The sequence below is a fragment of the Citrobacter sp. Cpo147 genome, assembly GCF_030332405.1.
Classification (GTDB): domain Bacteria; phylum Pseudomonadota; class Gammaproteobacteria; order Enterobacterales; family Enterobacteriaceae; genus Citrobacter; species Citrobacter portucalensis.
Genome location: NZ_JAOWHX010000035.1, coordinates 126,910 through 151,720 on the forward strand (window position 1 = coordinate 126,910; position 24,811 = coordinate 151,720).

General features: G+C 53.7%; 16 protein-coding genes and 1 pseudogene. 6 read left to right on the forward strand and 11 right to left on the reverse strand.

Annotation, left to right across the window (positions count from 1 at the left end; genetic code table 11):
- Nucleotides 1–2,706, reverse strand: a complete 2,706-nt coding sequence (gene malT, locus OGY06_RS17280) for an HTH-type transcriptional regulator MalT (RefSeq protein WP_286605770.1) — start codon at nucleotides 2,704–2,706, stop codon at nucleotides 1–3.
- A gap of 618 nt (nucleotides 2,707–3,324) precedes the next feature.
- On the opposite strand from malT, the gene malP reads away from it, so the two are divergent.
- Nucleotides 3,325–5,718 carry a maltodextrin phosphorylase gene (malP, locus tag OGY06_RS17285; RefSeq protein ID WP_149335479.1) on the forward strand — a complete coding sequence of 798 codons (2,394 nt, stop codon included), beginning with the start codon at nucleotides 3,325–3,327 and terminating at the stop codon, nucleotides 5,716–5,718.
- Between the two features lie 9 nt (nucleotides 5,719–5,727).
- The gene (malQ, locus tag OGY06_RS17290; RefSeq protein ID WP_286605772.1) at nucleotides 5,728–7,815 is read left to right on the forward strand and encodes a 4-alpha-glucanotransferase; all 2,088 of its coding nucleotides are present in this window, start codon (nucleotides 5,728–5,730) and stop codon (nucleotides 7,813–7,815) included.
- 87 nt (nucleotides 7,816–7,902) lie between these two features.
- On the opposite strand, the gene gntT is transcribed toward malQ, so the two are convergent.
- The 3 genes from gntT to gntX form a co-directional block, all read right to left on the reverse strand.
- The gene (gene gntT / locus OGY06_RS17295) at nucleotides 7,903–9,219 is read right to left on the reverse strand and encodes a gluconate transporter (protein ID WP_003023507.1); all 1,317 of its coding nucleotides are present in this window, start codon (nucleotides 9,217–9,219) and stop codon (nucleotides 7,903–7,905) included.
- 379 nt (nucleotides 9,220–9,598) lie between these two features.
- Complete coding sequence (gene nfuA, locus OGY06_RS17300) at nucleotides 9,599–10,174, reverse strand: Fe-S biogenesis protein NfuA (RefSeq protein ID WP_003023509.1); 576 nt, start codon at nucleotides 10,172–10,174, stop codon at nucleotides 9,599–9,601.
- 58 nt (nucleotides 10,175–10,232) lie between these two features.
- Nucleotides 10,233–10,916 carry a DNA utilization protein GntX gene (gntX, locus tag OGY06_RS17305; RefSeq protein WP_286605774.1) on the reverse strand — a complete coding sequence of 228 codons (684 nt, stop codon included), beginning with the start codon at nucleotides 10,914–10,916 and terminating at the stop codon, nucleotides 10,233–10,235.
- A gap of 37 nt (nucleotides 10,917–10,953) precedes the next feature.
- Here gntX and bioH point away from each other — a divergent pair, with 37 nt between their 5' ends.
- Nucleotides 10,954–11,724 (forward strand): pimeloyl-ACP methyl ester esterase BioH, encoded by a 771-nt coding sequence (bioH, locus tag OGY06_RS17310; protein WP_003827648.1) that lies wholly within the window; start codon nucleotides 10,954–10,956, stop codon nucleotides 11,722–11,724.
- A gap of 44 nt (nucleotides 11,725–11,768) precedes the next feature.
- On the opposite strand, the pseudogene OGY06_RS17315 reads toward bioH, so the two are convergent.
- The 6 genes and pseudogenes from OGY06_RS17315 to greB form a co-directional block, all read right to left on the reverse strand.
- A pseudogene (locus OGY06_RS17315) lies at nucleotides 11,769–12,284 on the reverse strand (Rpn family recombination-promoting nuclease/putative transposase); the annotation flags it as partial.
- 233 nt (nucleotides 12,285–12,517) lie between these two features.
- Nucleotides 12,518–12,754: a [Fe-S]-dependent transcriptional repressor FeoC gene (gene feoC, locus OGY06_RS17320; RefSeq protein WP_003023516.1), complete on the reverse strand. Its 237-nt coding sequence runs from the start codon at nucleotides 12,752–12,754 to the stop codon at nucleotides 12,518–12,520.
- A gap of 11 nt (nucleotides 12,755–12,765) precedes the next feature.
- Nucleotides 12,766–15,084: a Fe(2+) transporter permease subunit FeoB gene (gene feoB / locus OGY06_RS17325; RefSeq protein WP_003827652.1), complete on the reverse strand. Its 2,319-nt coding sequence runs from the start codon at nucleotides 15,082–15,084 to the stop codon at nucleotides 12,766–12,768.
- A gap of 18 nt (nucleotides 15,085–15,102) precedes the next feature.
- Complete coding sequence (gene feoA / locus OGY06_RS17330) at nucleotides 15,103–15,330, reverse strand: ferrous iron transporter A (protein WP_003023519.1); 228 nt, start codon at nucleotides 15,328–15,330, stop codon at nucleotides 15,103–15,105.
- 432 nt (nucleotides 15,331–15,762) lie between these two features.
- Entirely contained in the window at nucleotides 15,763–18,096 is a 2,334-nt protein-coding gene (locus OGY06_RS17335; protein ID WP_003827655.1) for a Tex family protein, read from the reverse strand.
- 98 nt (nucleotides 18,097–18,194) lie between these two features.
- Nucleotides 18,195–18,668 carry a transcription elongation factor GreB gene (greB, locus tag OGY06_RS17340; protein ID WP_003023524.1) on the reverse strand — a complete coding sequence of 158 codons (474 nt, stop codon included), beginning with the start codon at nucleotides 18,666–18,668 and terminating at the stop codon, nucleotides 18,195–18,197.
- A 225-nt stretch (nucleotides 18,669–18,893) separates the two neighbouring features.
- Between greB and ompR the strand changes: the two genes are divergently transcribed.
- Both ompR and envZ read left to right on the forward strand, forming a co-directional pair.
- Nucleotides 18,894–19,613 carry an osmolarity response regulator transcription factor OmpR gene (gene ompR / locus OGY06_RS17345; RefSeq protein WP_001157751.1) on the forward strand — a complete coding sequence of 240 codons (720 nt, stop codon included), beginning with the start codon at nucleotides 18,894–18,896 and terminating at the stop codon, nucleotides 19,611–19,613.
- The gene (gene envZ / locus OGY06_RS17350) at nucleotides 19,610–20,962 is read left to right on the forward strand and encodes a two-component system sensor histidine kinase EnvZ (protein WP_286605776.1); all 1,353 of its coding nucleotides are present in this window, start codon (nucleotides 19,610–19,612) and stop codon (nucleotides 20,960–20,962) included. The genes ompR and envZ overlap by 4 nt, the downstream gene beginning before the upstream one ends.
- Before the next feature lie 74 nt (nucleotides 20,963–21,036).
- Here envZ and pckA read toward each other — a convergent pair whose 3' ends face one another.
- The gene (gene pckA / locus OGY06_RS17355; RefSeq protein WP_003023529.1) at nucleotides 21,037–22,659 is read right to left on the reverse strand and encodes a phosphoenolpyruvate carboxykinase (ATP); all 1,623 of its coding nucleotides are present in this window, start codon (nucleotides 22,657–22,659) and stop codon (nucleotides 21,037–21,039) included.
- A 378-nt stretch (nucleotides 22,660–23,037) separates the two neighbouring features.
- Here pckA and OGY06_RS17360 point away from each other — a divergent pair, with 378 nt between their 5' ends.
- The gene (locus tag OGY06_RS17360) at nucleotides 23,038–24,756 is read left to right on the forward strand and encodes a DUF4153 domain-containing protein (protein ID WP_267395498.1); all 1,719 of its coding nucleotides are present in this window, start codon (nucleotides 23,038–23,040) and stop codon (nucleotides 24,754–24,756) included.
- Nucleotides 24,757–24,811 lie beyond the last annotated feature (55 nt).

Genomic DNA, 24,811 nt, shown 5'->3' on the forward strand with positions numbered 1-24,811 from the left:
CTAAACGCCGTACCCCATCATCTTCAGCAGCTTCTGCGCATGTTGCACCGCATCCTGGCGATGTGCGACACCGAGCTTTTGGTACAAATTGCGGATGTGCGTCTTGATGGTCGTTGCCGCGACGGCCAGCTCTCCGGCGATCTGCTCGTTGCTGTAGCCCGAATAAATCAGTCCCAGAACCTGCCATTCGCGCTGGGTCAGCGGGCTGGTGCGGATAAGCTCCGGCACTTCCGGGTGAGTAAGCAGACGCTCAACGAACCCTTCATCGAAGTGGGCAAATTTATGGCGGTGGTGCTGGTTAATCTCACGCAAAATGCGCTGGGCGCGGTGCTGATCGAGTTCCGGTAAGGTATTGAGCTGAATCAGCTGACGCAGTTGTTGCGCCATGGCCTCGCCTTCGATAACAAAGTGGCTGATGAATCCGGTGCGGTTCGCCAGCTGTAGGGCGTCGAGTAACACACGCTGGGCGTCATTTTTGTGCCCTGCCTGCCAGTAGAGCTGATTAAGCAGCAACAGGTTACGGTTCAGATCGCTCATCAGGCGCAGATTGCGCGCATTTTCATTCAACTCTTCCAGCACAATCTCAGCCGGTTCAAACTCGCCGAGCAGGATTTGCGCGCGAGCGATGTTGCGCCACTGGCTTTGCAGGAAGTGGTTATTGGCGAATTCTGGTTTTGGCGTGTGGCGCAGCCAGTTGGCGGCCGAGTTTTTGTCGCCCACCATTTGCCAGTAAATCACCCGCACCTTATCGGCGTTGGAGATCCAGTCGCTGTGATAGTGACCGTTACCCAGCAGGTTTTCCAGGCGGTTGAGCAGGCTGCGAGCGTTATCGAGATCGCCCCGTGCCAGTGAACACTGAACCAGCAGCGCCAGACACTGTAGCTGTTGCTGCGGCTGGAAAGTGGAAAGCAGTTCAATACCGCTACGGGCAGAGGCTTCTGATTCGTCCAGACGCGCCCATGCCCACAGTAGTTGTGCGCGAATACGTACCAGGAATTCGTGCATCGGCAGCTGTTCCAGGTGCTGCTCTTTGATCAGCTGGAATGCTTTTTCCTGAGTTTCCCAGGCGGCCTGTAAAAAGCCCTGGGCAAACAAAATTTCGCTTTGCTGGATAAGACTCCACAGCGCGTAATGCCAGACGTCATGATGACGCGCCATTTGCTCGGTTTGCTGCATTAACGCCAGAGAGCGCGTGAGATCGCCCTTACAGTGCAGGACTTCGCCGTGCACCGAGGTGGCGACGATCCGGCTATAGAACCAGGCGATGGGTAACTCATCCAGGGCCAGTTTCGCCAGGCGTTCGGCTTCGTCAGGGTTGCCGTCGTTAATCGCTACCTGCGCCCGTAAAGCGTTGAATTCGGCGTGCAGTGTCGGCTCCATGTCGCCTTTCATTTCCTGCTCTGCGCGCGCCAGCAAGGTGTTAACCTCTCCGTAGCGGTGCTGGCTTTGCATCAGCCAGGCTTGCAACAGAACCAGACGCGGATTTTCCAGCAGACTTTCCCACGGCAGGGCTTTCAGCGACTCTTCCAGTAACGTCAGCTCGCTATGGTTAAACAGTCCCCACGCATGATTAAGCAGGATATCGCGTAGCATATGGGCGTCGCCGGCTGCCAGCGCGTGGTGGATAGCTTCGCTGGGGAAGCCTTGCGCCATCCAGCTTTCGGCGGCGGCGCGGTGTATTTCGGGCAGTTCGTTCGCCAGCTCCCATTGGCAGCGCTGGCGTAAAAAGCTGCCAAACAGCGGGTGATAGCTGAACCACTCGCCAACGTCATCCATCCGCTGCAGGAATAACCCCTGGCGCTCAATTTCTTCCAGCCGCATCTGGCCGTTTTCTTCCCCGGTAACGCGGACGATTAGCGCATCGTTCATGGAACGCAGAATGGCGCTTTTCAGCAGGAAGTGACGGGTGCCGAGGTCGACGCTGTCCAGCACTTCATCAACCAGATAATCGGACAAATGGCTGGCGTTGATCCCCGCGAGGCGTCGTGCTGACTGGTGCGCGGAATGATTGTTCTGGCGGGCGGAAAGGGCGATCAGTTGTAACGCCGTGGCCCAGCCAGCAACGTCATCGCACATCCGGCTGCTTTCTGCCGCTTCAATGGGAGAGGACAAACGGCGGTCGAAAAATTGTTTGGCTTCCTGATGGTTAAAGGCCAGCTGTTGGCTGCCTATCTCCAGCAGTTGATCGCGCACCCGCAGGTTGGCAATACCCAGTTGCGGCAGATTGCGCGACAGCACGACCAGCGTGAGGTTCTCAGGCTGGTGACGCAGGAAGAAACGCATCGCTTCGTGAATGGCCGGGTTAGAGATCAGATGATAATCATCTACTACCAGGTAGAGCGGGCGGTGCCACTCGGCCAGTTCGATAAATAGCTGGGCAAACAGTGACGTCAGGCTGGCGTACTGACGTTTTTGCACCATTGCTTCACTGGTGGTGCAGTGTCCACCTGTTGCCTGTTGGATAGCGGCGATCAGATAACTGGCAAAGCGCTCTTGCTGATTATCGCCCTCATCCAGAGAATACCAGCCTAAATCATTTTTCCCTGCCGCCCATTGTGAAACCAGCGTCGTTTTTCCATAACCAGCAGGACTTGTTATCAGGGCAAGCCTGAAATTGTTCGCGCCGGAAAGTTTAGCCAACAGGCGCTCACGAACCACCGTATGGTCGAGTCGAACCGGACGACTTAATTTAGACGGAATCAACATAAGTTAGTCACTTCACTGTGTGAAAATAGGGAAGAATGATTTTTTTTGCGCTTCGTAATTAATAGATATAAGGTCGGCCAGATTGGTGTTTTATGCAAGCTAAGCGGACTTTTTGTGTGTCTGATTTTGCACTATGTCACAAATCTATACATCTATTGCAATAAATGCTTTAAAGAGTCGCAACAGGCGTGGCGACTGGATCCGTTGTAATTTTGACTGTGTCGAAAAATCCCTCTCTTTTTATATGGTTACTCAAATAGCTAATGAATATCACCGAATTTTGTGGCCGACTTAAAAGTTTTATGTGAATTATCTTATCGGGCACAGATATTTCAGGTTAGAAACTATTTCCCTATTTACACATTGTTTCTCATCGTCATATCGCTATTTGATATTGTCGATTAATCCTTTGTTACTAATGCGTCATTCGAAGAGCGTTATGCGGGGTTTGCGCGAATTTACGGGCAATTACCTCCCCTTTAAGTGGCGGCGATCACACTTTTATGCTCATCCCCGCTCCTCCTCCCTCCCTAATCCGTGCCAGGATGAGGAATGTCAACAACGAGCCAGGCAAACTAGCGATAACGTTGTTTTATTACCTAAGGATCTGGAACCCCTATGTCACAGCCTACTTTCAACAAAGATCAATTTCAGGCTGCCCTGACGCGTCAGTGGCAGCGCTTCGGTTTACTGTCGGCTCAAGAAATGACGTCGCGCCAGTGGTGGCAGGCAGTGAGTGGGGCGTTGGCTGAGTTACTCAGCGCCCAGCCTGCGGCAAAACCGGCAAAAAATCAGCGTCACGTTAACTACATCTCGATGGAGTTTTTGATTGGTCGCCTGACCGGCAACAATTTACTCAACCTCGGCTGGTATCAGGTGGTGAGCGATGAGCTGAAAGCGCATGACGTCAACCTGACAGACCTGCTGGAAGAAGAGATCGATCCGGCGTTGGGTAACGGTGGATTGGGACGCCTGGCGGCTTGCTTCCTTGATTCGATGGCGACAGTCGGCCAGTCGGCGACGGGCTATGGCCTCAACTACCAGTACGGCCTGTTCCGTCAGTCGTTTGCCGATGGCCAACAGATGGAAGCCCCGGATGACTGGCATCGTGGCAGCTACCCGTGGTTCCGTCACAACGAGGCGCTGGATGTGCAGGTTGGGATTGGTGGCAAGGTCACCAAAGAAGGGCACTGGGAGCCAGGGTTTACCATCACCGGCCAGGCATGGGATCTGCCGGTTCTCGGCTACCGTAACGGCGTAGCGCAACCGCTGCGTCTGTGGCAGGCCAGCCATGCGCACCCGTTTAACCTGACCAAATTTAATGACGGCGATTTCCTGCGCGCAGAGCAGCAGGGCATCGACGCTGAAAAACTGACGAAAGTGCTGTACCCGAACGATAACCACACCGCGGGTAAAAAGCTGCGCCTGATGCAGCAGTACTTCCAGTGCGCCTGCTCCGTAGCCGACATTCTGCGCCGCCATCATCTGGCAGGGCGTAACCTGCACGAACTGGCTGATTACGAAGTCATTCAACTTAACGATACTCACCCGACTATCGCGATCCCTGAACTGCTGCGCGTGCTGATTGATGAGCACCAGATGAGCTGGGACGATGCGTGGGCGATTACCAGCAAGACCTTCGCTTACACCAACCACACCCTGATGCCGGAAGCGTTAGAGTGCTGGGATGAGAAACTGGTGAAAGCACTCCTGCCGCGCCACATGCAAATCATCAAAGAGATTAACGACCGCTTTAAGACGTTGGTTGATAAAACCTGGCCGGGTGATGCTGAAGTCTGGGCGAAGCTGGCAGTGGTGCACAGTAAACAGGTGCGTATGGCCAACATGTGCGTGGTCAGCGGTTTTGCGGTCAACGGTGTGGCGGCGCTGCACTCCGATCTGGTAGTGAAAGATCTGTTCCCGGAATATCACCAGCTCTGGCCGAACAAATTCCATAACGTCACCAACGGGATTACTCCGCGTCGCTGGATTAAGCAATGCAACCCGGCGCTTGCCGCACTGCTGGATAAATCGCTGAAAAAAGAGTGGGCTAACGATCTCGATCAGCTGATCAATCTGGAAAAATACGCCGACGACGCGAAGTTCCGCCAGCAGTATCGTGACATCAAACTGGCGAACAAAGAGCGCCTGGTGAAGTTTATTAAAGCGCGTACCGGTATTGAAATAACGACTAACGCTATCTTTGATATTCAGATTAAACGTCTGCATGAGTACAAGCGCCAGCACCTGAATCTGCTGCATATTCTGGCGTTGTACAAAGAAATCCGTGAGAACCCGCAGGCAGATCGCGTGCCGCGCGTATTCCTGTTTGGCGCAAAAGCTGCTCCGGGTTACTACCTGGCGAAAAATATCATCTTCGCCATCAACCAGGTTGCACAAACCATCAATAACGACCCGAAAGTCGGCGACAAGCTGAAGGTCGTCTTCTTGCCGGATTATTGTGTCTCGGCGGCGGAAATGCTGATTCCGGCGGCGGATATCTCTGAACAGATTTCAACCGCAGGGAAAGAGGCTTCCGGCACCGGTAACATGAAGCTGGCGCTGAACGGTGCGTTAACCGTAGGTACGCTGGATGGCGCAAACGTCGAAATCGCCGAGAAGGTGGGGGACGAAAATATCTTCATCTTTGGTCATACCGTGGAAGAGGTGAAGGCGCTCAAAGCCAAAGGCTACGATCCGGTGAAATGGCGTAAGAAAGATAAAGTGCTGGATGCTGTCCTGAAAGAGCTGGAAAGCGGGAAATACAGCGATGGCGACAAACATGCCTTCGACCAGATGTTGCACAGTATTGGCAAGCAGGGCGGTGACCCGTATCTGGTGATGGCGGACTTCGCGGCCTACGTTGAAGCTCAGAAGCAGGTTGACGTGTTGTATCGTGACCAGGAAGCCTGGACCCGGGCGGCGATTCTGAATACCGCGCGTTGCGGCATGTTCAGTTCGGATCGCTCCATCCGCGATTATCAGGCTCGTATCTGGCAGGCGAAACGTTAAGGGATCGCGATGGAAAGCAAACGTCTGGATAATGCCGCGCTGGCGGCGGGGATCAGCCCCAATTACATTAATGCCCACGGTAAACCGCAGTCTATTGGCGCCGAAACCAAGCGGCGTTTGCTTGATGCCATGCATCGCACCTCCGCCGCCGTTCAGGTGGCGGTGACGCCGGTGCCGAATGTCATGGTTTATACCGCTGGTAAGAAAATGCCGCTGGCGGTTGAGGGAAGCGGGGAGTTTAACTGGCTGCTGACTACCGAAGAGGGCGTGCAGCACAAAGGGCATGCCGTCGGCGGTAAATCTTTTAACCTTCCGGCGAAGCTGCCGGAGGGGTATCACACGTTGACCCTGACCCAGGGCGAGCTGCGTTCCCATTGTCGTATCATCGTGGCACCAAAGCGCTGCTATGAACCGCAGGCGTTGTTAGCCGGGCAGAAGCTATGGGGTGCATGTGTTCAGCTCTACACCTTGCGATCGGAAAAGAACTGGGGGATTGGCGACTTCGGCGATCTCCGCACCATGCTGGTGGATGTAGCGCAACGCGGCGGCGCGTTTATCGGGCTTAATCCGATTCACGCGCTGTATCCGGCGAATCCGGAGAGCGCCAGCCCGTACAGCCCGTCGTCACGTCGCTGGTTGAACGTTATTTATATTGATGTAAACGCCGTAGATGATTTCCGTCTGAGTAAAGAGGCGCAGGCGTGGTGGCAGAAACCCGCGACTCAGCAAGCTCTGCAACGCGCCCGCGATGCCGAGTGGGTTGATTATTCTGCTGTTACCGCACTGAAGATGACGGCGCTACGTATGGCGTGGAAAAGCTTCTCTGCGCGTGATGATGAGCAGATGGCGGCATTTCGCCAGTTTGTGGCTCAGGAAGGGGATAGCCTCTACTGGCAGGCGGCCTTTGATGCGCTGCATGCGCATCAGGTGAAAGAGGACGCATTGCGCTGGGGCTGGCCGGTGTGGCCAGAAGCTTTCCAGTCAGTGGACTCGCCAGAGGTAAAACGCTTCTGCGAAGAACATCGTGATGACGTAGATTTCTACCTGTGGTTACAGTGGCTGGCGTATACCCAGTTTGCTGACTGCTGGAAAACCAGCCAGGGCTTTGCAATGCCGATAGGGCTGTATCGCGACCTGGCCGTTGGCGTGGCCGAAGGCGGGGCGGAAACCTGGTGTGACCGCGAGTTGTATTGCCTGAAAGCTTCAGTTGGCGCACCGCCGGATATTCTCGGTCCGCTTGGGCAAAACTGGGGACTGCCGCCGATGGATCCGCACATCATCGCGGCACGTGCTTACGAACCGTTTATCGAACTGCTGCGCGCCAATATGCAGAACTGCGGCGCGTTGCGTATCGACCATGTCATGTCGATGCTGCGTCTGTGGTGGATCCCTTACGGTGAAACTGCCGATCACGGTGCCTACGTGCATTATCCGGTCGACGATCTGCTGTCAATTCTGGCGCTGGAGAGTAAACGTCATCACTGCATGGTGATTGGTGAAGATCTGGGTACCGTGCCGGTGGAGATCGTCAGCAAGCTGCGTGACAGTGGCGTCTACTCCTACAAAGTGCTTTATTTTGAGAATGACCATGAGAAAAACTTCCGTGCGCCGAAAGCGTACCCGGAACAATCAATGGCAGTCGCGGCGACGCATGACCTTCCTACGCTTAAAGGTTATTGGGATAGCGGCGATCTGACGCTGGGTAAAGCACTGGGCCTGTATCCGGATGAAGTCGTGCTGCGCGGGTTGTATCAGGACCGGGAACTGGCGAAACAGGGGCTGCTGGACGCGCTGCACAAATACGGCTGCCTGCCAAAACGTGCCGGTCACAAGGCTTCCCTGATGTCGATGACGCCGATTCTGAATCGCGGCATGCAACGCTATATCGCTGACAGCAACAGTGCGTTGCTGGGCCTGCAACCGGAAGACTGGCTGGATATGGCTGAGCCGGTCAACATTCCGGGGACCAGCGATCAGTACAAAAACTGGCGGCGTAAGCTCACCGCCACGCTGGAACAGATGTTTGCTGATGAAGGCGTGAATAAGCTGATTAAGGATTTGGATAAGCGGCGAAAAGCGGCCGCGAAGAAGAAGTAAAAAAGCCGGGGAATTCCCCGGCTTTCTTATGGTGATGGCTCGTAGTACGTAGGCCTGATAAGCGTAGCGCCATCAGGCACAGTTTTATCAGACCACCATACCCAGCAGCAGACACCCTACCAGACCGCAGACGGAGATAATGGTTTCCAGCATTGACCATGACTTGATGGTTTCACCGATGGTCAGGTTGAAATACTCCTTGAACAGCCAGAACCCAGGATCGTTCACGTGGGAGAAGATGACGGAACCGGAGCCAACCGCAATAACCATCAGCTCAGGGCTTACGCCGGTCGTTGCAATCAGCGGTGCCACAATCCCACCTGCAGTAATCGCTGCAACGGTTGCGGAACCCAGTGCGATACGCAGTACTGCAGCGATAGACCATGCCATCAGCAGCGGAGAAACGTTAGAGCCGTGCATCATTGAGGCGATGTATTTGTCCACGCCGCTATCAACCAGGACCTGTTTAAAGGCACCGCCACCACCGATGATCAACAGCATCATCGCGATGATTTTGATTGAGGACACCAGCGTGTCGTTAATCTGATCCATCGAACGTCCGCGGTTCAGACCAAAAGTGAACATCGCAATCAGCACCGCAATCAGCGTTGCCATGACCGGGTCACCGAGGAATTCTGCAACCGTCAGGAAAGCATGGCCTTTCGGCAGAATCATCTCCGCCACGGCGCGCATTGCCATCAGGATAACCGGGACCAGAGAGGTCCAGACGCTGACGCCAAAGCCTGGCATCTCTTCTTCAGTGAAGGTTTTTGCGCTGTACAGACCTTCCGGGATTGGCTTATCGATGCCTTTCAGGAAACGTGCGTATACCGGACCGGCGAGAATAACGGTCGGGATTGCCAGAATCGTACCAAACAGCAGAGTTTTACCCATATCTGCGTGGAAAATGGTGGCAATAGCGGTTGGACCCGGGTGCGGTGGCAGGAAGCCGTGAGTAACGGACAGCGCAGCCGCCATCGGCACACCAACGTACAGCAGCGGGATGTTAGCAGCGGCAGCAATGGTGAATACCAGCGGCAGCATCAGCACGAAGCCAACTTCGTAGAACAGGGCAAAACCGACGGTGAAGCCGGTTAATACCACCGCCCACTGAATGTGTTTTTTGCCGAATTTAGCAATCAGAGTGGTTGCGATGCGCTGTGCGCCACCGCAGTCCGCCAGCATTTTGCCCAGCATGGCGCCAAAACCCATAATCAGGGCGAGGCTGCCAAGGGTTCCGCCGACGCCGGCTTTAATCGAACCGATGACTTTATCCAGTGGCATCCCTTGCATCAATCCGACAGCAAGCGCCACCAGGACGAGAGCGATGAAGCCGTTCATTTTGAAACGGATCATCAGGAGGAGTAACAAGATTACACCGATAGCAACGATGACTAATGGCATGATTTACCTGGCCTTTACTTTGTTATGGGTAACGTCAGTGTTTAGATGACAAATTCCGATTGTCCCGACCGGGAACAGAGTATTCTCAGCACCAATGCTGGTTGCCTTCAAAACTAATCAGTTTAACTGGCTATTATGTGTGTGTTAGGTGCTGATACGAATGATACGGGTAACATGCTGCGCTTGAAAATCACCTGGACAGGCAAAATTTAAAATATGAGAGGCTGGTCAAATTATGCGGGGGATTGTTGCAGGATAAATGCGAAAAAATGTTGGGACGTAAGCCGGAGTCAGCGATTACGCTACCACCCGGCATTAATGCCCGATAGCGACGCGGGGGCGTCTTATCGGGCCTACGGATACTCTACAGGTTCAGGCGTTAGTAGTAAGAGTGCTCGCCGCGCTGGTGTTCGGTTAAATCGCGAACGCCTTTCAGTTCAGGGAATTCAGCCAGCAGCTGCTTCTCGATACCTTCTTTCAGCGTTACATCTACCATTGAACAGCCGTTACAGCCGCCGCCAAACTGCAGAATGGCGTAGCCTTCATCGGTGATTTCCATCAGAGAGACACGACCACCGTGGCCAGCCAGCTGTGGGTTGATCTGCGATTGCAGCATGTACTCCACGCGTTCCATCAGCGGCGCATCATCGGCAACTTTACGCATTTTGGCGTTTGGTGCTTTCAGGGTCAGTTGGGAGCCTAACTGGTCGGTAACGAAATCGATTTCTGCATCTTCCAGATACGGTGCGCTCAGTTCATCAACATATGCGGTCAGCAGGTCAAATTTAATGGCGGTGTCGGTTGCTTCCACGGCGTCCGGCGGACAATAAGAAACGCCGCATTCAGCGTTAGGCGTGCCGGGATTAATCACAAATACGCGGATTTGTGTCCCTTCTTCCTGATTTGCCAGCAGTTTGGCAAAGTGCGCTTGTGCAGCATCGGAAATATGGATCATAGTAATGGCCTAATAGTTGACTATTTTACTTGGTTATAATACGCCCATCATCGAGGCTCTACAAGGTTCGACACAGGCACCATACCTGGACAGTCGCCGCGCCGTTGCGTAAAAGCAGCTGCGCGATTTCCGCGACGGTACTTCCGGTAGTGACGACATCATCCACAATAACCATATGGAGTCCCTGCACCGGCAATTCAAGGCGAAAGGCATTTTTCAGGTTTTGTTTACGTAATCGGGCGCTGAGATGGTGCTGTGTGGCGGTTGCCCGAACTCGTGAGATGGTCCGGCTGTCCCAGTCGCAACCCAGCCAGCGCGCCAGCGGACGGCACAATAAATCGCTCTGATTAAACCCTCTGCGCCAGTGTCGGCGTTGCCATAGCGGGACGCTGACCAGCCTGTCCGGTAGAGGAAGATAGCAGACACGCCGAACTTGTAATACCTCCAGCAATAGCAAACGCGAAAGAGCTGAGGCTGTTTCGCTGCGTCGTGAAAACTTGAGCTGGCGGATAAGCCCGCTCAACGGCGGAACATAGTCGCTGACGGTAACCAGTCTCTGCCACGGCGGCGGTTTTTGCAGGCAGCGCCCACAGGGAATGACGGTATGAGCGGCAGGGAGTCCACATTGAGGGCACAGGCTGGCGTGTTGACGCGTTGCCCGCGTACAGACTGAGCAGATCCCCCAATGCCCTAACGTCAGGGGCATTCGGCATAGCCAGCACAATCCCGGTACTGTTAGCATAGATGCATCCTTTCAGGCTAAAAGAGAACAATAACTGATGAATGACATCTGGTGGCAGACCCAGGGTTCGGGAAATTGCCATCTTGTGCTGCTGCACGGATGGGGACTGAATGCGCAAGTGTGGCATTGCATAAGCGAGGAACTGAGCTCGCATTTTACGCTGCATCTTGTCGACTTACCGGGATTTGGTCGTAGCCAGGGTTTCGGTGCAATGTCACTGGAAGAGATGGCTGAGCGGGTATTGAAACAGGCACCGGAGAAAGCTATTTGGCTCGGCTGGAGTCTGGGTGGGCTGGTTGCGAGTCAGGTAGCGTTAACGCATCCTGAGCGTGTTCAGGCGTTGGTGACCGTCGCGTCTTCCCCTTGCTTTAGCGCGCGGGATGAGTGGCCGGGAATCAAGCCAGAGGTGCTGGCAGGTTTCCAGCAGCAGCTGAGCGAAGATTTCCAGCGTACGGTGGAGCGTTTTCTGGCGTTGCAAACGATGGGCACAGAAACTGCGCGTCAGGATGCGCGAGCGTTGAAGAAAACGGTGCTGGCTTTACCCATGCCGGACGTCGAGGTGCTCAATGGCGGGCTGGAGATCCTGAAAACGGTCGATCTGCGAGAACCGCTGTGCGCGGTGGCAATGCCTTTCCTGCGGTTGTACGGCTATCTTGACGGGCTGGTTCCGCGCAAAGTCGTCCCGATGCTGGATGCACTGTGGCCGCAGAGCGAGTCTTTGGTGTTTGCCAAAGCGGCGCATGCGCCGTTTATCTCGCATCCAGCCGAGTTTTGCGCAGCGCTGCTGGCGTTAAAACAGCGGCTATAAATCCGTTGCGTTGCCCGGTGGTGCCATGCTCGCCGGGCCTGAGATTAATGGCTGCGCGTAGCCAGATCCTCAGCGGTCAGGCCAGTAATTCTGAAGATGGTTAGTGGGTCTATACCATCAGCCTGCATAGTTGATGCAATACGTAATGCTTCCTCTCGTTTGCCTTGTTGCAGACCCGTTTGTAACCCTTCTTGCAACCCTTCTTGCAACCCTTTCCTATGGCCTTCCTGAAGACCATTAAGGTGCCCTTCCTGTCGTAATCTTTCGGCGATAGTCATCAACTTGTCCTTATGTTGGGGTAAACGTTCGGCGACTTCATGAAGAAACTCGCCAAAATGTGTGGTGTTACCGGCCTGCATTAAATAATTAAACAAGGCTTTCAACTGGTTGTCATTAGCGTGTCCTTTAACAAGCAGGATGGCCAGTTTTTCTACCAGCCCCATCAAATCGCGTTTACGAATATGCTTTTGGATGAGCTCCAACAGCGCCACCCGGCGATGCTGCATAATCTCGTCATCGGGCACAACAGTGATATCGATCAGTGGAAACGCGGTGCTATACCTGAGAAAAAAGATGACGAGACTCTACTTCCCAGGTTACCAGTAATCATCCACGAATTAATAACGATGCGTGGCTGGCTGGAGGATAGATCTTTTTTGCTGAAATAATGAAATCTGTGTGGAATCCATTACGCAAAAAAGCCGGATATCAGCGTAAACGCGTTATCCGGCCTGGATGTTTGCATCATTTGTAGGCCGGATAAGCGTAGCGCCATCCGGCAAAGAGCATCTGATTAGCGTAAAGCCCACCACTCGCGCAGGCAGGCTTTACCTTCTGGGCAACTTTTGCAGCTTCCGGAAAGACACCCGTCGGCATCTTCCTGAATCCGCACCGCTTTGCCCATCTTTTCTAACTGATTCAGCATGGCGTCAATCATGGGCTGCGGGGTATGCAGCGTGTGGCTAATTTGTGTCGCCTCCATGCGCCCCCGCAAAGCCAGTAAATCACGAACCTGAATAAGCGATGCCATTGTCGATAACCTTAGTGGCAATCGCCAGTCGTGCTGGAACAGCAGGAACTCGCCGTTCTGTTGGTTGCCAGCAGTGCGAGGTCCACGCGGCTGCGAGCTCGACGCAGAAGGCCCAGCAACACGATGTTAAACAGGATGACCGCTAAAATGCACACCAGGCTGTAGGTCGGGTGTTCTTTGTAGCTGACCGTCTGATAAAACAGCGTCGACAGAGAGTAGGCGATATTCAGGCCCCACAGAATCGAGAAGCTCATCCAGCCACGGCTGGATTCACGTGCGATAGCGCCCATCACTGAAATGCATGGTACATACAGCAGAACAAAGATCAGATAGCTGTACGCGGCGGCGGCGCTGCCAAATTTCTCGCCCATCACGCCCATTGCACCGGTAGCCATTTCACCGTCGCCCTTGCTGGCTTCGATAGGGTTAGCCAGTACGCTCAGGCTGAAAGTGTCTTTCAGGCTTTGCCAGGTTTCATCTACCGCGCCGAGCAGCTCGTCACCGAGGTGGAAATCTGCCGGGTTGAACTCTTCTTCCTGAATGTTTTCTGCGGTATAGAGCGTGTTCAGCGTACCGACAACCACTTCTTTCGCCATCGCGCCGGTGAACAGACCTACGGTTGCCTGCCAGTTATCTTCGTGAACACCAATCGGCTTAAAGACTGGGGTAATGACGCGGCTAACTGAAGCCAGAGCAGAGTCGTTGATGTTGTCGACGATTTTTCCGCTCAGTGAGAAGCTGTTAAACGCGCTGAGGAAAATGCTGACGATGATGATGACTTTACCTGCACGCAGAACGAAGCCTTTCAGACGTTGCCAGGTTTGAATGATCAGACTCTTAATGTGCGGTACGTGATATACCGGCAGCTCCATCACGAACGGCGTTGCTTCGCCACGCATGATGGTGTGTTTGAGCATCAGGCCGGTCAACACCGCCATAACGATACCCAGCACGTACAGCGAGAAGACCGCCAGCGCGCCGTTCTGACCAAAGAACGCGGCGGCAAAGACGGCGAAAATCGCCAGACGTGCGCCACAGGACATAAACGGCGCCATCATGATGGTCATCAGACGCTCACGCGGGGCGTCCAGCGTACGCGCGCCCATCACTGACGGTACGTTACAACCAAAGCCGACGATCAGCGGGACAAATGATTTCCCCGGCAGTCCCAGCGCCTGCATTAGACGGTCCATCACAAATGCGGCGCGCGCCATGTAGCCGGAGTCTTCAAGGAAAGAGAGGAACAGATACATCATGCCGATTTGCGGTACCAGCGGCAGCACGGTGTTAATCCCGCCGCCAAGGCCCTGGGCCAGGAAGATAGTCAGCCAGTCCGGGAAATGCAGCGTATAGCCAATCCACTGAATACCATGGATAAAGAGCGCCACGGAGCCAACATCAAACAACGGCTGCAGCGCGCCGCCAATGTTGATGGCAAGCAGGAACATCAGGTACATCACGAACAGGAAAATCGGCAGACCGAGGAAGCGGTTGAGGATAATTTTATCTACCGCTGTGGTGAAACGGCTCGGCTCTGCCGTCAGGGTATTACTGACGGTATCGCAGATAGCGGCAATGCACTGGTAACGTGCATCGGCAATATGTAGCGCCGGGTCGTCCATTGTCTCACTCAGGCGAGCAACAGCGGCATCAAGGTTTTGTGCTGCATCACCGGCGTAAGCACGGCTGTAGATATCGCCTTCGAGCATCTGCAGGCCTAGCCAGCGGCGCTGTTTGAGCGGCATATCTTTGGCCATTGCGTCGGCGAGGGAATCAGCTTCTTGCAGCAGCGGCTGGGCATAATGGACCAGCTCAACGGTGTCGTTTTCTTTGTAGCGATCGATCGCCAGCTTCAGTGCTTCAATGCCGCGCGCACGAGTGGAAACCAGTGGAACCACCGGACAGCCAAGACGAGCGGAGAGGGCGTCGATATCGATACGGATTTGCTGTTTCTCAGCAATATCCAGCATGTTCAGTGCAACGATACAGGGAATACCCAGCTCAAGCAGTTGCAACGTCAGGTAGAGGTTGCGTTCAAGGTTTGAAGCATCGACCACGTTGATCAACAGATCCGCGTCGCCGCTTAAAATATAGTGGCAGGCAATCTGCTCATCGAGAGATGTTTGGGATGAGATTGTCGTCAGCGAATAAGTGCCGGGTAAATCGACCAGTGTGACCTGGTGGTCCGTCGTGGCGAAATGGCCTTCTTTACGCTCAACGGTAACGCCAGCCCAGTTGCCTACACGCTGGCGCGCGCCGGTGAGCTGGTTGAATAAAGTTGTCTTGCCGGAATTAGGATTACCAATTAAACCAATGGTTAGTTTTTTCATTTTTATAGACTCACTGTATTAACAGGAAACCGCTTCCACTTCTAATAACGCCAAATCCTTCTTACGCAATACCAGACTTACGCGACGCGTTTCGATATGGATAGGATCGCCGAGCGGGGCGACGCGTACCACGTTGAAGGATGAGCCGGGTAGCATGCCAAGTGACAACAGTTTCTGACGATAAGCCGGGCTGATTTCACGGGCAAAACCGGTAATTTTCCACGCACTGTCAGGAGTGAATTGCATAGGGACCTACTTATATCTCGCTAACTGGATGATTACCTCATGGGGCGACAGGGCGGCATGAGACCAGATGATTAGCCAACGTAAGGGAAGAGTAAATAATCAACAAATCAATGATAATGAGAATGGTTTCTATCATCAATAGAATAAATGTGACGGAATGTACAATTGGATAATAATTTGAGCCAATTTTGATATTCCTCAATATTTATTCTGGTTGGAAACGAGTGATTCGCGGAAGTAATTATTGGGGATCTTAATGTTTAATTAAGGTTTCATCTGTTAATGAAGTGATAAATATATTGTGGTGCAAAGCGGGGCATAGATTAAATATGCCGGATGGCGACGCTCATGCGTCTTATCCGGCCTGCAAATTAATTGCGATAACCTGGCCGGACAGGGCGTTTACACCACCATCCGGCACAGGGTTTAAACTTAGCGTTTTTTACCCATCGCCGCCGCCAACGCATCCATCATCGCACTGTTGCCTGTAGGCTGTGCGTCACGGCCACGCGGTTTCGCCGCTTTTGGTGCCGGGCGATTGCCCTGAGCGCGATCGTTATTCCCGCCGCCGCGACGCGCATTGGTTTCACCCGGCTGCTCGTCCAGACGCATGGTCAGCGCGATACGCTTACGTTGCAGGTCCACTTCCAGCACTTTCACCTTCACAATGTCGCCTGCTTTCACCACGGTGTGTGGATCTTCGACGAACTTATTCGACAGCGAAGAGATATGCACCAGACCATCCTGATGAACGCCGATATCAACAAACGCGCCGAAGTTGGTAACGTTGGTGACAGCACCTTCCAGAATCATTCCCGGCAGTAGGTCGTTCATGGTTTCGACGCCATCAGCAAACTGTGCGGTTTTAAATTCAGGACGCGGATCGCGGCCCGGCTTTTCCAGCTCTTTGATGATGTCGGTGACGGTCGGCACCCCGAAGCGTTCGTCGGTAAAATCAGCGGGTTTCAGATTGCGCAATTCGCTGCTGTTACCCATCAGATCACGCAACGATTGCTCGGTGGCGGCCAGAATGCGTTCCACAACCGGATAAGCTTCCGGGTGGACGGTAGAGGCATCCAGCGGGTTATCGCCGTGGTTGATACGCAGGAAGCCCGCGCACTGTTCAAAGGCTTTAGGTCCAAGACGGCTGACTTTTAACAGTTGCTGACGGTTCTGGAATTGACCGTTCTCATCACGCCAGGCAACGATATTCTGCGCCATCATGCGCGTCAGACCAGCAACACGGGTCAGCAGCGGTACGGAGGCGGTATTCAGATCGACGCCGACGGCGTTCACGCAGTCTTCCACCACCGCATCCAGCTTACGCGCCAACTGAGTCTGGCTTACGTCGTGCTGATACTGGCCCACGCCGATAGATTTCGGATCGATTTTCACCAGCTCAGCCAGCGGATCCTGCAGACGACGGGCGATAGACACCGCGCCACGCAGAGATACGTCGAGGTCCGGGAACTCCAGCGCCGCCAGTTCGGATGCGGAGTAAACCGACGCGCCGGCTTCACTGACGATCACTTTCTGCGCGGTCACTTGCGGGAACTGCTTTTGCACGTCGAGGAAGAAACGCTCGGTTTCGCGCGACGCCGTACCGTTACCAATCGCCACCAGTTCAACGTTGTGTTTTTCACACAGCGCCGCAACGGCAACGGCGGCTTTGGCGGCCTGACCGGTATGCGGATAAATGGTGTCGGTCGCGACCAGCTTACCGGTACCGTCAACAACTGCCACTTTTACACCGGTACGCAGACCTGGATCGAGGCCCATGGTAGCGCGCAGCCCGGCCGGAGCGGCCATCAGCAGGTCATGCAGGTTACGGGCAAAGACGTTGATAGCTTCATCTTCCGCACGTTCGCGCACGGTACCCATCAGCTCCGTTTCAAGGTGCATCAGCACTTTGATGCGCCAGGTCCAGCTAACCACGCCTTTACGCCAGCTGTCTGCTGGGGCGTTGTTCAGGCGCAGCCCCAGATGATCGCGGATAATCTGCTCGCCGTGGCTCTCTTTTGGTGGCTCATCGAATTGCGGATCGGCATTCAGTGAAAGCTGTAACACGCCTTCGTTACGACCACGGAACATGGCCAGCGCACGGTGGGATGGTACGGTAGAAATCGGTTCGTGGTGATCGAAGTAGTCGCGGAACTTAGCGCCTTCCTCTTCTTTACCGCTTACCACGGTGGCGACCAGGTGGGCGTTTTTCCACAGATAATCACGTACTTTTGCCAGCAGAGCAGCATCTTCAGCGAAGCGCTCCATTAGAATGTAGCGCGCGCCGTCGAGGGCGGCTTTGGTATCCGCCACGCCGTTTTCGGCGTTGAGATATTTTGCGGCTTCCGTTTCCGGGTCGTGAGACGGTTCGTTCCACAGCAGGTCTGCCAGCGGCTCCAGTCCAGCCTCAATGGCGATCTGCCCACGGGTGCGGCGCTTTGGTTTATACGGCAGATAGAGATCTTCGAGTTCGGTCTTACTTAACGTGCCGTTGATCGCTTTCGCCAGATCGTCAGTCAGTTTGCCTTGCTCGCCGATAGATTTCAGGATTGCCTGACGGCGGTCTTCCAGTTCACGCAGATATCCCAGACGGGTTTCCAGATTACGCAGTTGCGTATCGTCCAGACCGCCGGTGATTTCCTTACGATATCGTGCGATAAACGGCACGGTGTTCCCTTCGTCAAGCAGGCGAACGGCAGCTTCTACCTGTTCAGCACGAGCCTGAATTTCACCTGCGATAATGCGGCAGAAAGAATCATTCATCATGGATAGCTTCGTCTATAGGATAAAAAATCAGGGGATAGTTATACGGATTGACTGGCAAAAATGCCAGCCATCTGCCGGGGCTTCGGATTGTTCCGGTCTCACTTCACGTATTCAATCTCATTCACGTACCAGCTGGCTTCGCCACCTGGGGTGTTTACTACTGCGAGATCGCCGACCTCTTTTTTCAATAGCGCCCGCGCCATTGGTGAGTCGATTGAGATGTAATCCTTACGACCGAAGATCTCATCGTAGCCAACAATACGGAATTTGCGGATGTCGCCATCGTCATTTTCAATCTCAACCCATGCGCCAAAGAAGACTTTGCCTTCCTGCTGCGGGGAATAATCGACGATTTTTAGATTCTCCATGCACTTGGTCAAATAACGGACGCGGCGGTCGATCTCACGCAGGCGCTTTTTATTATACTGGTAGTCGGCATTTTCGCTGCGGTCACCCAGACTTGCAGCCCAGGTAACTTTTTTGGTGACTTCCGGGCGCTCTTCACGCCAGAGATAATTCAGCTCTTGTTTAAGTTTTTCATACCCTTCACGGGTTATCAGGGGCGTTTTCATCTTATTGTTTTACCTTCGACTCTGTGATGATGCGCACAATTAGTATTACGTGAGCATATCAACAGAATAAATAATGTATTGCGAGAAACATTGTATACTTAAGCTGCTGTTTAATATGCTTTGTAACAATTTAGCCTGGAATTCATACCAGAATTCGCTGGTGACTCACGTTAGCTTTCTTAAGAATATACACTTAATTGTTGCGAACCTTTGGGAGTAATAACAATGCAAGAGAACTATAAGATTCTGGTGGTCGATGACGACATGCGCTTGCGTGCGCTTCTGGAGCGTTATCTGACCGAGCAGGGCTTCCAGGTTCGAAGCGTCGCAAACGCTGAGCAGATGGATCGTCTGCTGACCCGTGAGTCCTTTCACCTGATGGTGCTGGATTTAATGCTGCCTGGAGAAGATGGCCTGTCTATTTGCCGTCGCCTGCGCAGCCAGAGCAACCCGATGCCGATCATTATGGTCACAGCGAAGGGTGAAGAAGTTGACCGTATCGTAGGGCTGGAAATCGGTGCCGACGATTACATCCCGAAACCGTTTAACCCGCGTGAGCTGCTGGCTCGTATTCGCGCAGTCCTGCGTCGTCAGGCGAATGAACTGCCGGGCGCACCTTCTCAGGAAGAAGCGGTTATCGCTTTTGGTAAGTTCAAGCTGAACCTCGGTACGCGTGAAATGTTCCGCGAAGATGAGCCGATGCCGCTCACTAGCGGGGAATTTGCAGTACTGAAAGCGCTGGTAAGCCACCCGCGCGAGCCGCTGTCGCGAGACAAGCTGATGAACCTCGCCCGTGGTCGTGAATATTCTGCGATGGAACGTTCTATCGACGTCCAGATCTCCCGTCTGCGCCGCATGGTGGAAGAAGATCCGGCTCATCCACGCTACATTCAGACCGTATGGGGTCTGGGCTACGTCTTTGTTCCGGACGGTTCTAAAGCATGAGGCGAATGCGCTTCTCGCCACGAAGTTCGTTTGCCCGCACGTTATTGCTCATCGTCACCTTGCTGTTTGCCAGCCTGGTGACGACATACCTGGTAGTGCTGAACTTCGCGATTCTGCCGAGCCTCCAGCAGTTTAATAAGGTCCTGGCGTACGAAGTTCGTATGCTGATGACCGATAAACTGCAGCTGGAGGACGGTACGCAACTGGTGGTGCCGCCCGCATTCCGCCGGGAAATTTATCGTGAGCTGGGTATTTCCCTCTATTCCAACGAGGCCGCTGAAGAAGCCGGACTGCGTTGGGCGCAACACTATGAATTCTTAAGCCATCAGATGGCGCAGCAACTGGGTGGCCCAACGGAAGTCCGCGTTGAGGTAAACAAAAGCTCGCCGGTCGTGTGGTTGAAAACCTGGCTGTCGCCCAATATCTGGGTACGCGTGCCGCTTACGGAAATTCATCAGGGCGACTTCTCACCGCTGTTCCGCTATACGCTGGCGATTATGCTGTTGGCTATCGGTGGGGCCTGGTTGTTTATCCGTATCCAGAACCGGCCATTGGTGGATCTTGAACATGCGGCGCTGCAGGTGGGGAAAGGTATCATTCCGCCGCCGTTGCGTGAGTATGGCGCTTCAGAGGTGCGCTCCGTAACCCGAGCCTTTAACCATATGGCCGCGGGTGTGAAGCAGCTGGCCGATGACCGTACGCTGTTAATGGCGGGCGTGAGCCACGATTTACGTACCCCGCTGACGCGTATTCGTCTGGCGACGGAAATGATGGGCGAAGAGGACGGTTATCTTGCGGAGTCCATCAATAAGGACATCGAAGAGTGTAACGCCATCATCGAGCAGTTCATCGATTACCTGCGTACCGGTCAGGAGATGCCAATGGAGATGGCAGATCTGAACTCGGTGTTGGGTGAAGTGGTTGCGGCAGAAAGCGGCTACGAACGTGAAATCGAAACTGCACTGCTGCCGGGCAGCATTCAGGTGAAGATGCACCCGCTGTCGATCAAGCGTGCGGTTGCCAATATGGTGGTTAACGCCGCCCGCTACGGCAACGGCTGGATTAAGGTCAGTAGCGGAATGGAGCAGCATCGCGCCTGGTTCCAGGTAGAAGATGATGGTCCGGGCATCAAGCCGGAGCAGCGTAAACACCTGTTCCAGCCGTTTGTCCGCGGAGACAGCGCGCGCAGTACCAGCGGTACGGGCCTGGGGCTGGCGATTGTGCAGCGTATTATTGATAACCATAACGGTATGCTGGAGATTGGTACCAGTGAACGCGGTGGGTTGTCGATTCGTGCATGGCTTCCGGTTCCCTTCACTCGCGCGCCGGGCAACATGAAAGACGCATAACAAAGGGAGGCAAAATGCCTCCCTTTTTGTTGCTGTAGGCCGGATAAGGCGAAACCGCCATCCGGCACTTTTCGTTACAGCTTCGGTCCGGCGCTAACCAGCGCTTCACCTGCAGGGGTGTCGGTATATTTCTCGAAGTTCTCGATAAACAGTTTCGCCAGTGCGTTGGCTTTTTCCTGCCACTGCTCCGGAGATGCGTAGGTATTACGCGGATCGAGAATGCGAGTGTCCACACCCGGCAGCTCGGTCGGGATAGCCAGGTCAAACATCGGCAGACGGAACGTTTCCGCGTCATCCAGCGAACCGTTCAGGATGGCGTCGATAATCGCACGGGTATCTTTGATAGAGATACGCTTGCCGGTACCGTTCCAGCCGGTGTTAACCAGATACGCCTGTGCACCTGCCGCCTGCATACGTTTCACCAGTACTTCTGCGTACTGCGTTGGGTGCAGAGACAGGAATGCTGCGCCGAAACAGGCAGAGAAGGTCGGGGTCGGTTCGGTGACGCCGCGTTCGGTACCGGCCAGTTTGGCGGTGAAGCCAGACAGGAAGTGGTACTGCGTTTGGTCTGCCGTCAGGCGAGAAACCGGCGGCAGCACGCCAAATGCGTCGGCGGTCAGGAAGATCACTTTGGTAGCATGGCCCGCTTTTGACACCGGCTTAACGATATTATCGATGTGATAAATCGGGTAGGAAACGCGGGTGTTCTCAGTTTTTGAACCATCATCGAAATCGATGGAACCATCTTCGCGCACGGTGACGTTTTCCAGCAGCGCGTCACGACGGATCGCGTTGTAGATTTCCGGCTCGGCATCTTTAGACAGTTTGATGGTCTTCGCGTAGCAACCGCCTTCGAAGTTAAACACGCCGTCGTCATCCCAGCCGTGTTCGTCATCGCCAATCAGGCGACGTTTCGGGTCGGTGGACAGCGTGGTTTTACCGGTGCCGGACAGGCCAAAGAAGACTGCCACATCGCCTTTTTCCCCAACGTTTGCTGAGCAGTGCATGGAGGCAATGCCTTTCAGCGGCAGCAGGTAGTTCATTACGGAGAACATACCTTTCTTCATTTCGCCGCCGTACCAAGTGCCACCAATCAACTGGATACGCTCAGTCAGGTTGAAAGCCACGAAGTTTTCGGAGTTCAGACCCTGCTCTTTCCACTGCGGGTTGGTGCATTTAGCGCCGTTCATCACGATGAAATCAGGTTTGAAATCAACCAGCTCTTCGTCGCTTGGGCGGATGAACATGTTTTTGACAAAATGCGCCTGCCAGGCAACTTCGGTAATGAAGCGCACGGAAAGACGGGTATCGGCGTTAGCGCCGCAGAAAGCATCAATGATAAACAGGCGCTTGCCGGAAAGTTGCTGGGTGACTAATCCTTTCAGATGCTGCCAGGTTTCCGGAGAGAGCGGTTTGTTGTCGTTCTTACCTTTACCTTTGTCGGACCACCACAACGTGTCGCGCGTGGTGTCGTCACGGACAATGTACTTATCCTTTGGCGAACGTCCGGTAAAGATACCGGTATCAACGGCAACGGCGCCCAGATTCGTTAACACGCCACGTTCATAACCTTCCAGGTTTGGATCAAGTTCTTCCTGGAAAAGCGTGTCGTAGTCTGGATTGTAAACGATATCCTGAACGTCATTGATACCATAAGCCTTGAGATCTTGCGGGGTTAAACTGTTGTTCACACGCATTTCACTGCTCCTTAGCCAATATGTATTACCTGGAATAGTAAGGTTTTTTAGGGATTGTTAACCGCGACAAGGCTCATAGATTTACGCATCCGGGAAAATCACGGGCGACCGAATGCGCTGCGACTCCTGTCACAAAGAGGCAGATATTATGGCAGGAAACCCTTTTTTGTTGTGGAAAATGTTCTTAAAACGTTAATGGAGAGTGTTTTGGGCGGAAATCTTGTGAGTGTAATCGCATTCATGTAAGAAATGAGCGTGGGTTATACATAAACAATATCGATTCACTTCCCGTCGTCGTAGTCCGAAATCGTTCTACCAATGCTCAAAATTGTGAAGTTGATGCGATAATTAGCTTTTCCCTTCATTCTGGAAACTGACATGGATAGTGCTGAAATTTCACGTACGACGCGTTGGGGCATGATATTTATCGGCCTGTTGCAGGGGATATTATGCTACCTGCTGATGACATATCTGGTACCCCATAACGACGGCTGGCTGTTCTATGGCCTGCCTGCGACGATTGCGATCACCTCGGCCCTTTTGCTTACTGTTGTTTCTTTCAAACAACGCGCGCTGTGGTACTGGATGGCGCTGATCTTTGTTGTCGTGCTGGCGATGAGTGTCTGGCTAAAGTGGCAAGTCGAGGACAGTGATAAGTGGCGGCAACATGAAGTTTTTATGTTCTACGGTTGGCGCTTACTGCTGATGGCGATGCTAGCTTTGCCCTGGATTCAGTACTCGCTTCATGTCTCTCGTGAGCAGGCGCGTTACCCGCATTTTTATCGGCAATTGTGGCTTAATGCGTTGACGTTGCTGATTGTCTTTGTCGCCAACGGTTTGTTCTGGCTGGTGCTCCTGCTATGGAGCGAGATGTTTAAGCTGGTCGGTATTCCCTTCTTCAGCACGCTCTTCTTTGATACCGACTGGTTTGGCTATGTGGCCTTTGGTCTGATTACCGCACTGGCAGTGGTACTGGCCCGTACACAGTCGCGTCTGGTCACGGCGGTACAAAAATTACTGACGTTTATCGCCACCGGTCTGTTACCTCTGGTCGCGCTGTTGGCGCTGATGTTCATACTGACCTTACCCTTCACCGGGCTGGAGGCTATTTCGCAACGCGTGTCTGCGGCTGGGTTGATGTCAACGCTGACGCTGCTCCTGTTGCTGTTGATAGCTATCGTGCGTGAACCGCAAAAAGAGGCGTTACCCTATCCTGGCGCGTTACGCTACCTGATCAAATGCTCTCTGATTGTCGCGCCCATCTATATGCTGATTGCCGGTTGGTCACTGTGGGTGCGAATACAGCAGTACGGTTGGACGCCTGAGCGCGTTTATGGCGTGCTGGTGGTCGTGGTGCTGCTGGTATGGTCGTTTGGCTATCTGGCCAGCATTTTGCGCCGCGGGCGCAATCCGCTTGAGCTTCAGGGGCCGGTCATTCTTGGCGTTTCGTTGCTGGCGTTGGGGCTGTTGGTTCTGCTGTCATCGCCGGTTATTGATGCCTGGCGCATCAGCGTTAACAGCCATATGGGGTTGTATCACAGCGGGAAAATTAAACCGGATCAAGTCAGCCTGTATATGTTGGATCACAGCGGAAAACCGGGGCGCGCAGCGTTGGAAGCATTACAAAAAGATGTGGCGTTTAATCAAGACAGTAAACGCAGACGCGACTTGAATTCTCTGCTGCAAGGGCGCCGGGATCCGGTTAAAGAGCTAACCGCAACACAGTTAGTATCGAAGGTTGTGATGGCTCCGGGGAGCCAGAAGCCAGACGATGCGTTCTGGGCGTTTGTCAAAACACAAGGGTATCGCATCACCTCTTGTGCTGAGCAGAATGCGTGCGTACTGGTGAGTCAGGACCTCAATGCGGATGGTCATCCTGAGCAGGTGTTATATGCCTTTGGCGATGGGGAGAGTCTGGTCTTCGGCATGCAGAAAAACAAATGGGATTTGTTAGCGGTCGCCACGCTACCTGAAGGATTCACTAAGGATAAATTGCTGCAGGCGGTAGCGAATCAGCAACTGGGCTCAACCCCCAGAATCTGGCGGGATATCACTATTGATGGCAAAAGACTGCCGATGACTTATTACACCGAGTGAGTGTGTTGCCGACATCGTTTTTGCCGGATGGCAGCGTGAACGTCTTATCAGGCCT

Bases quoted from the DNA above. Each gene is read 5' to 3' on its own strand.
- malT (WP_286605770.1), bottom strand. From the start codon at position 2,706: ATGTTGATTCCGTCTAAATTAAGTCGTCCGGTTCGACTCGACCATACG.
- malP (WP_149335479.1), top strand. From the start codon at position 3,325: ATGTCACAGCCTACTTTCAACAAAGATCAATTTCAGGCTGCCCTGACG.
- malQ (WP_286605772.1), top strand. From the start codon at position 5,728: ATGGAAAGCAAACGTCTGGATAATGCCGCGCTGGCGGCGGGGATCAGC.
- gntT (WP_003023507.1), bottom strand. From the start codon at position 9,219: ATGCCATTAGTCATCGTTGCTATCGGTGTAATCTTGTTACTCCTCCTG.
- nfuA (WP_003023509.1), bottom strand. From the start codon at position 10,174: ATGATCCATATTTCCGATGCTGCACAAGCGCACTTTGCCAAACTGCTG.
- gntX (WP_286605774.1), bottom strand. From the start codon at position 10,916: ATGCTAACAGTACCGGGATTGTGCTGGCTATGCCGAATGCCCCTGACG.
- bioH (WP_003827648.1), top strand. From the start codon at position 10,954: ATGAATGACATCTGGTGGCAGACCCAGGGTTCGGGAAATTGCCATCTT.
- feoC (WP_003023516.1), bottom strand. From the start codon at position 12,754: ATGGCATCGCTTATTCAGGTTCGTGATTTACTGGCTTTGCGGGGGCGC.
- feoB (WP_003827652.1), bottom strand. From the start codon at position 15,084: ATGAAAAAACTAACCATTGGTTTAATTGGTAATCCTAATTCCGGCAAG.
- feoA (WP_003023519.1), bottom strand. From the start codon at position 15,330: ATGCAATTCACTCCTGACAGTGCGTGGAAAATTACCGGTTTTGCCCGT.
- OGY06_RS17335 (WP_003827655.1), bottom strand. From the start codon at position 18,096: ATGATGAATGATTCTTTCTGCCGCATTATCGCAGGTGAAATTCAGGCT.
- greB (WP_003023524.1), bottom strand. From the start codon at position 18,668: ATGAAAACGCCCCTGATAACCCGTGAAGGGTATGAAAAACTTAAACAA.
- ompR (WP_001157751.1), top strand. From the start codon at position 18,894: ATGCAAGAGAACTATAAGATTCTGGTGGTCGATGACGACATGCGCTTG.
- envZ (WP_286605776.1), top strand. From the start codon at position 19,610: ATGAGGCGAATGCGCTTCTCGCCACGAAGTTCGTTTGCCCGCACGTTA.
- pckA (WP_003023529.1), bottom strand. From the start codon at position 22,659: ATGCGTGTGAACAACAGTTTAACCCCGCAAGATCTCAAGGCTTATGGT.
- OGY06_RS17360 (WP_267395498.1), top strand. From the start codon at position 23,038: ATGGATAGTGCTGAAATTTCACGTACGACGCGTTGGGGCATGATATTT.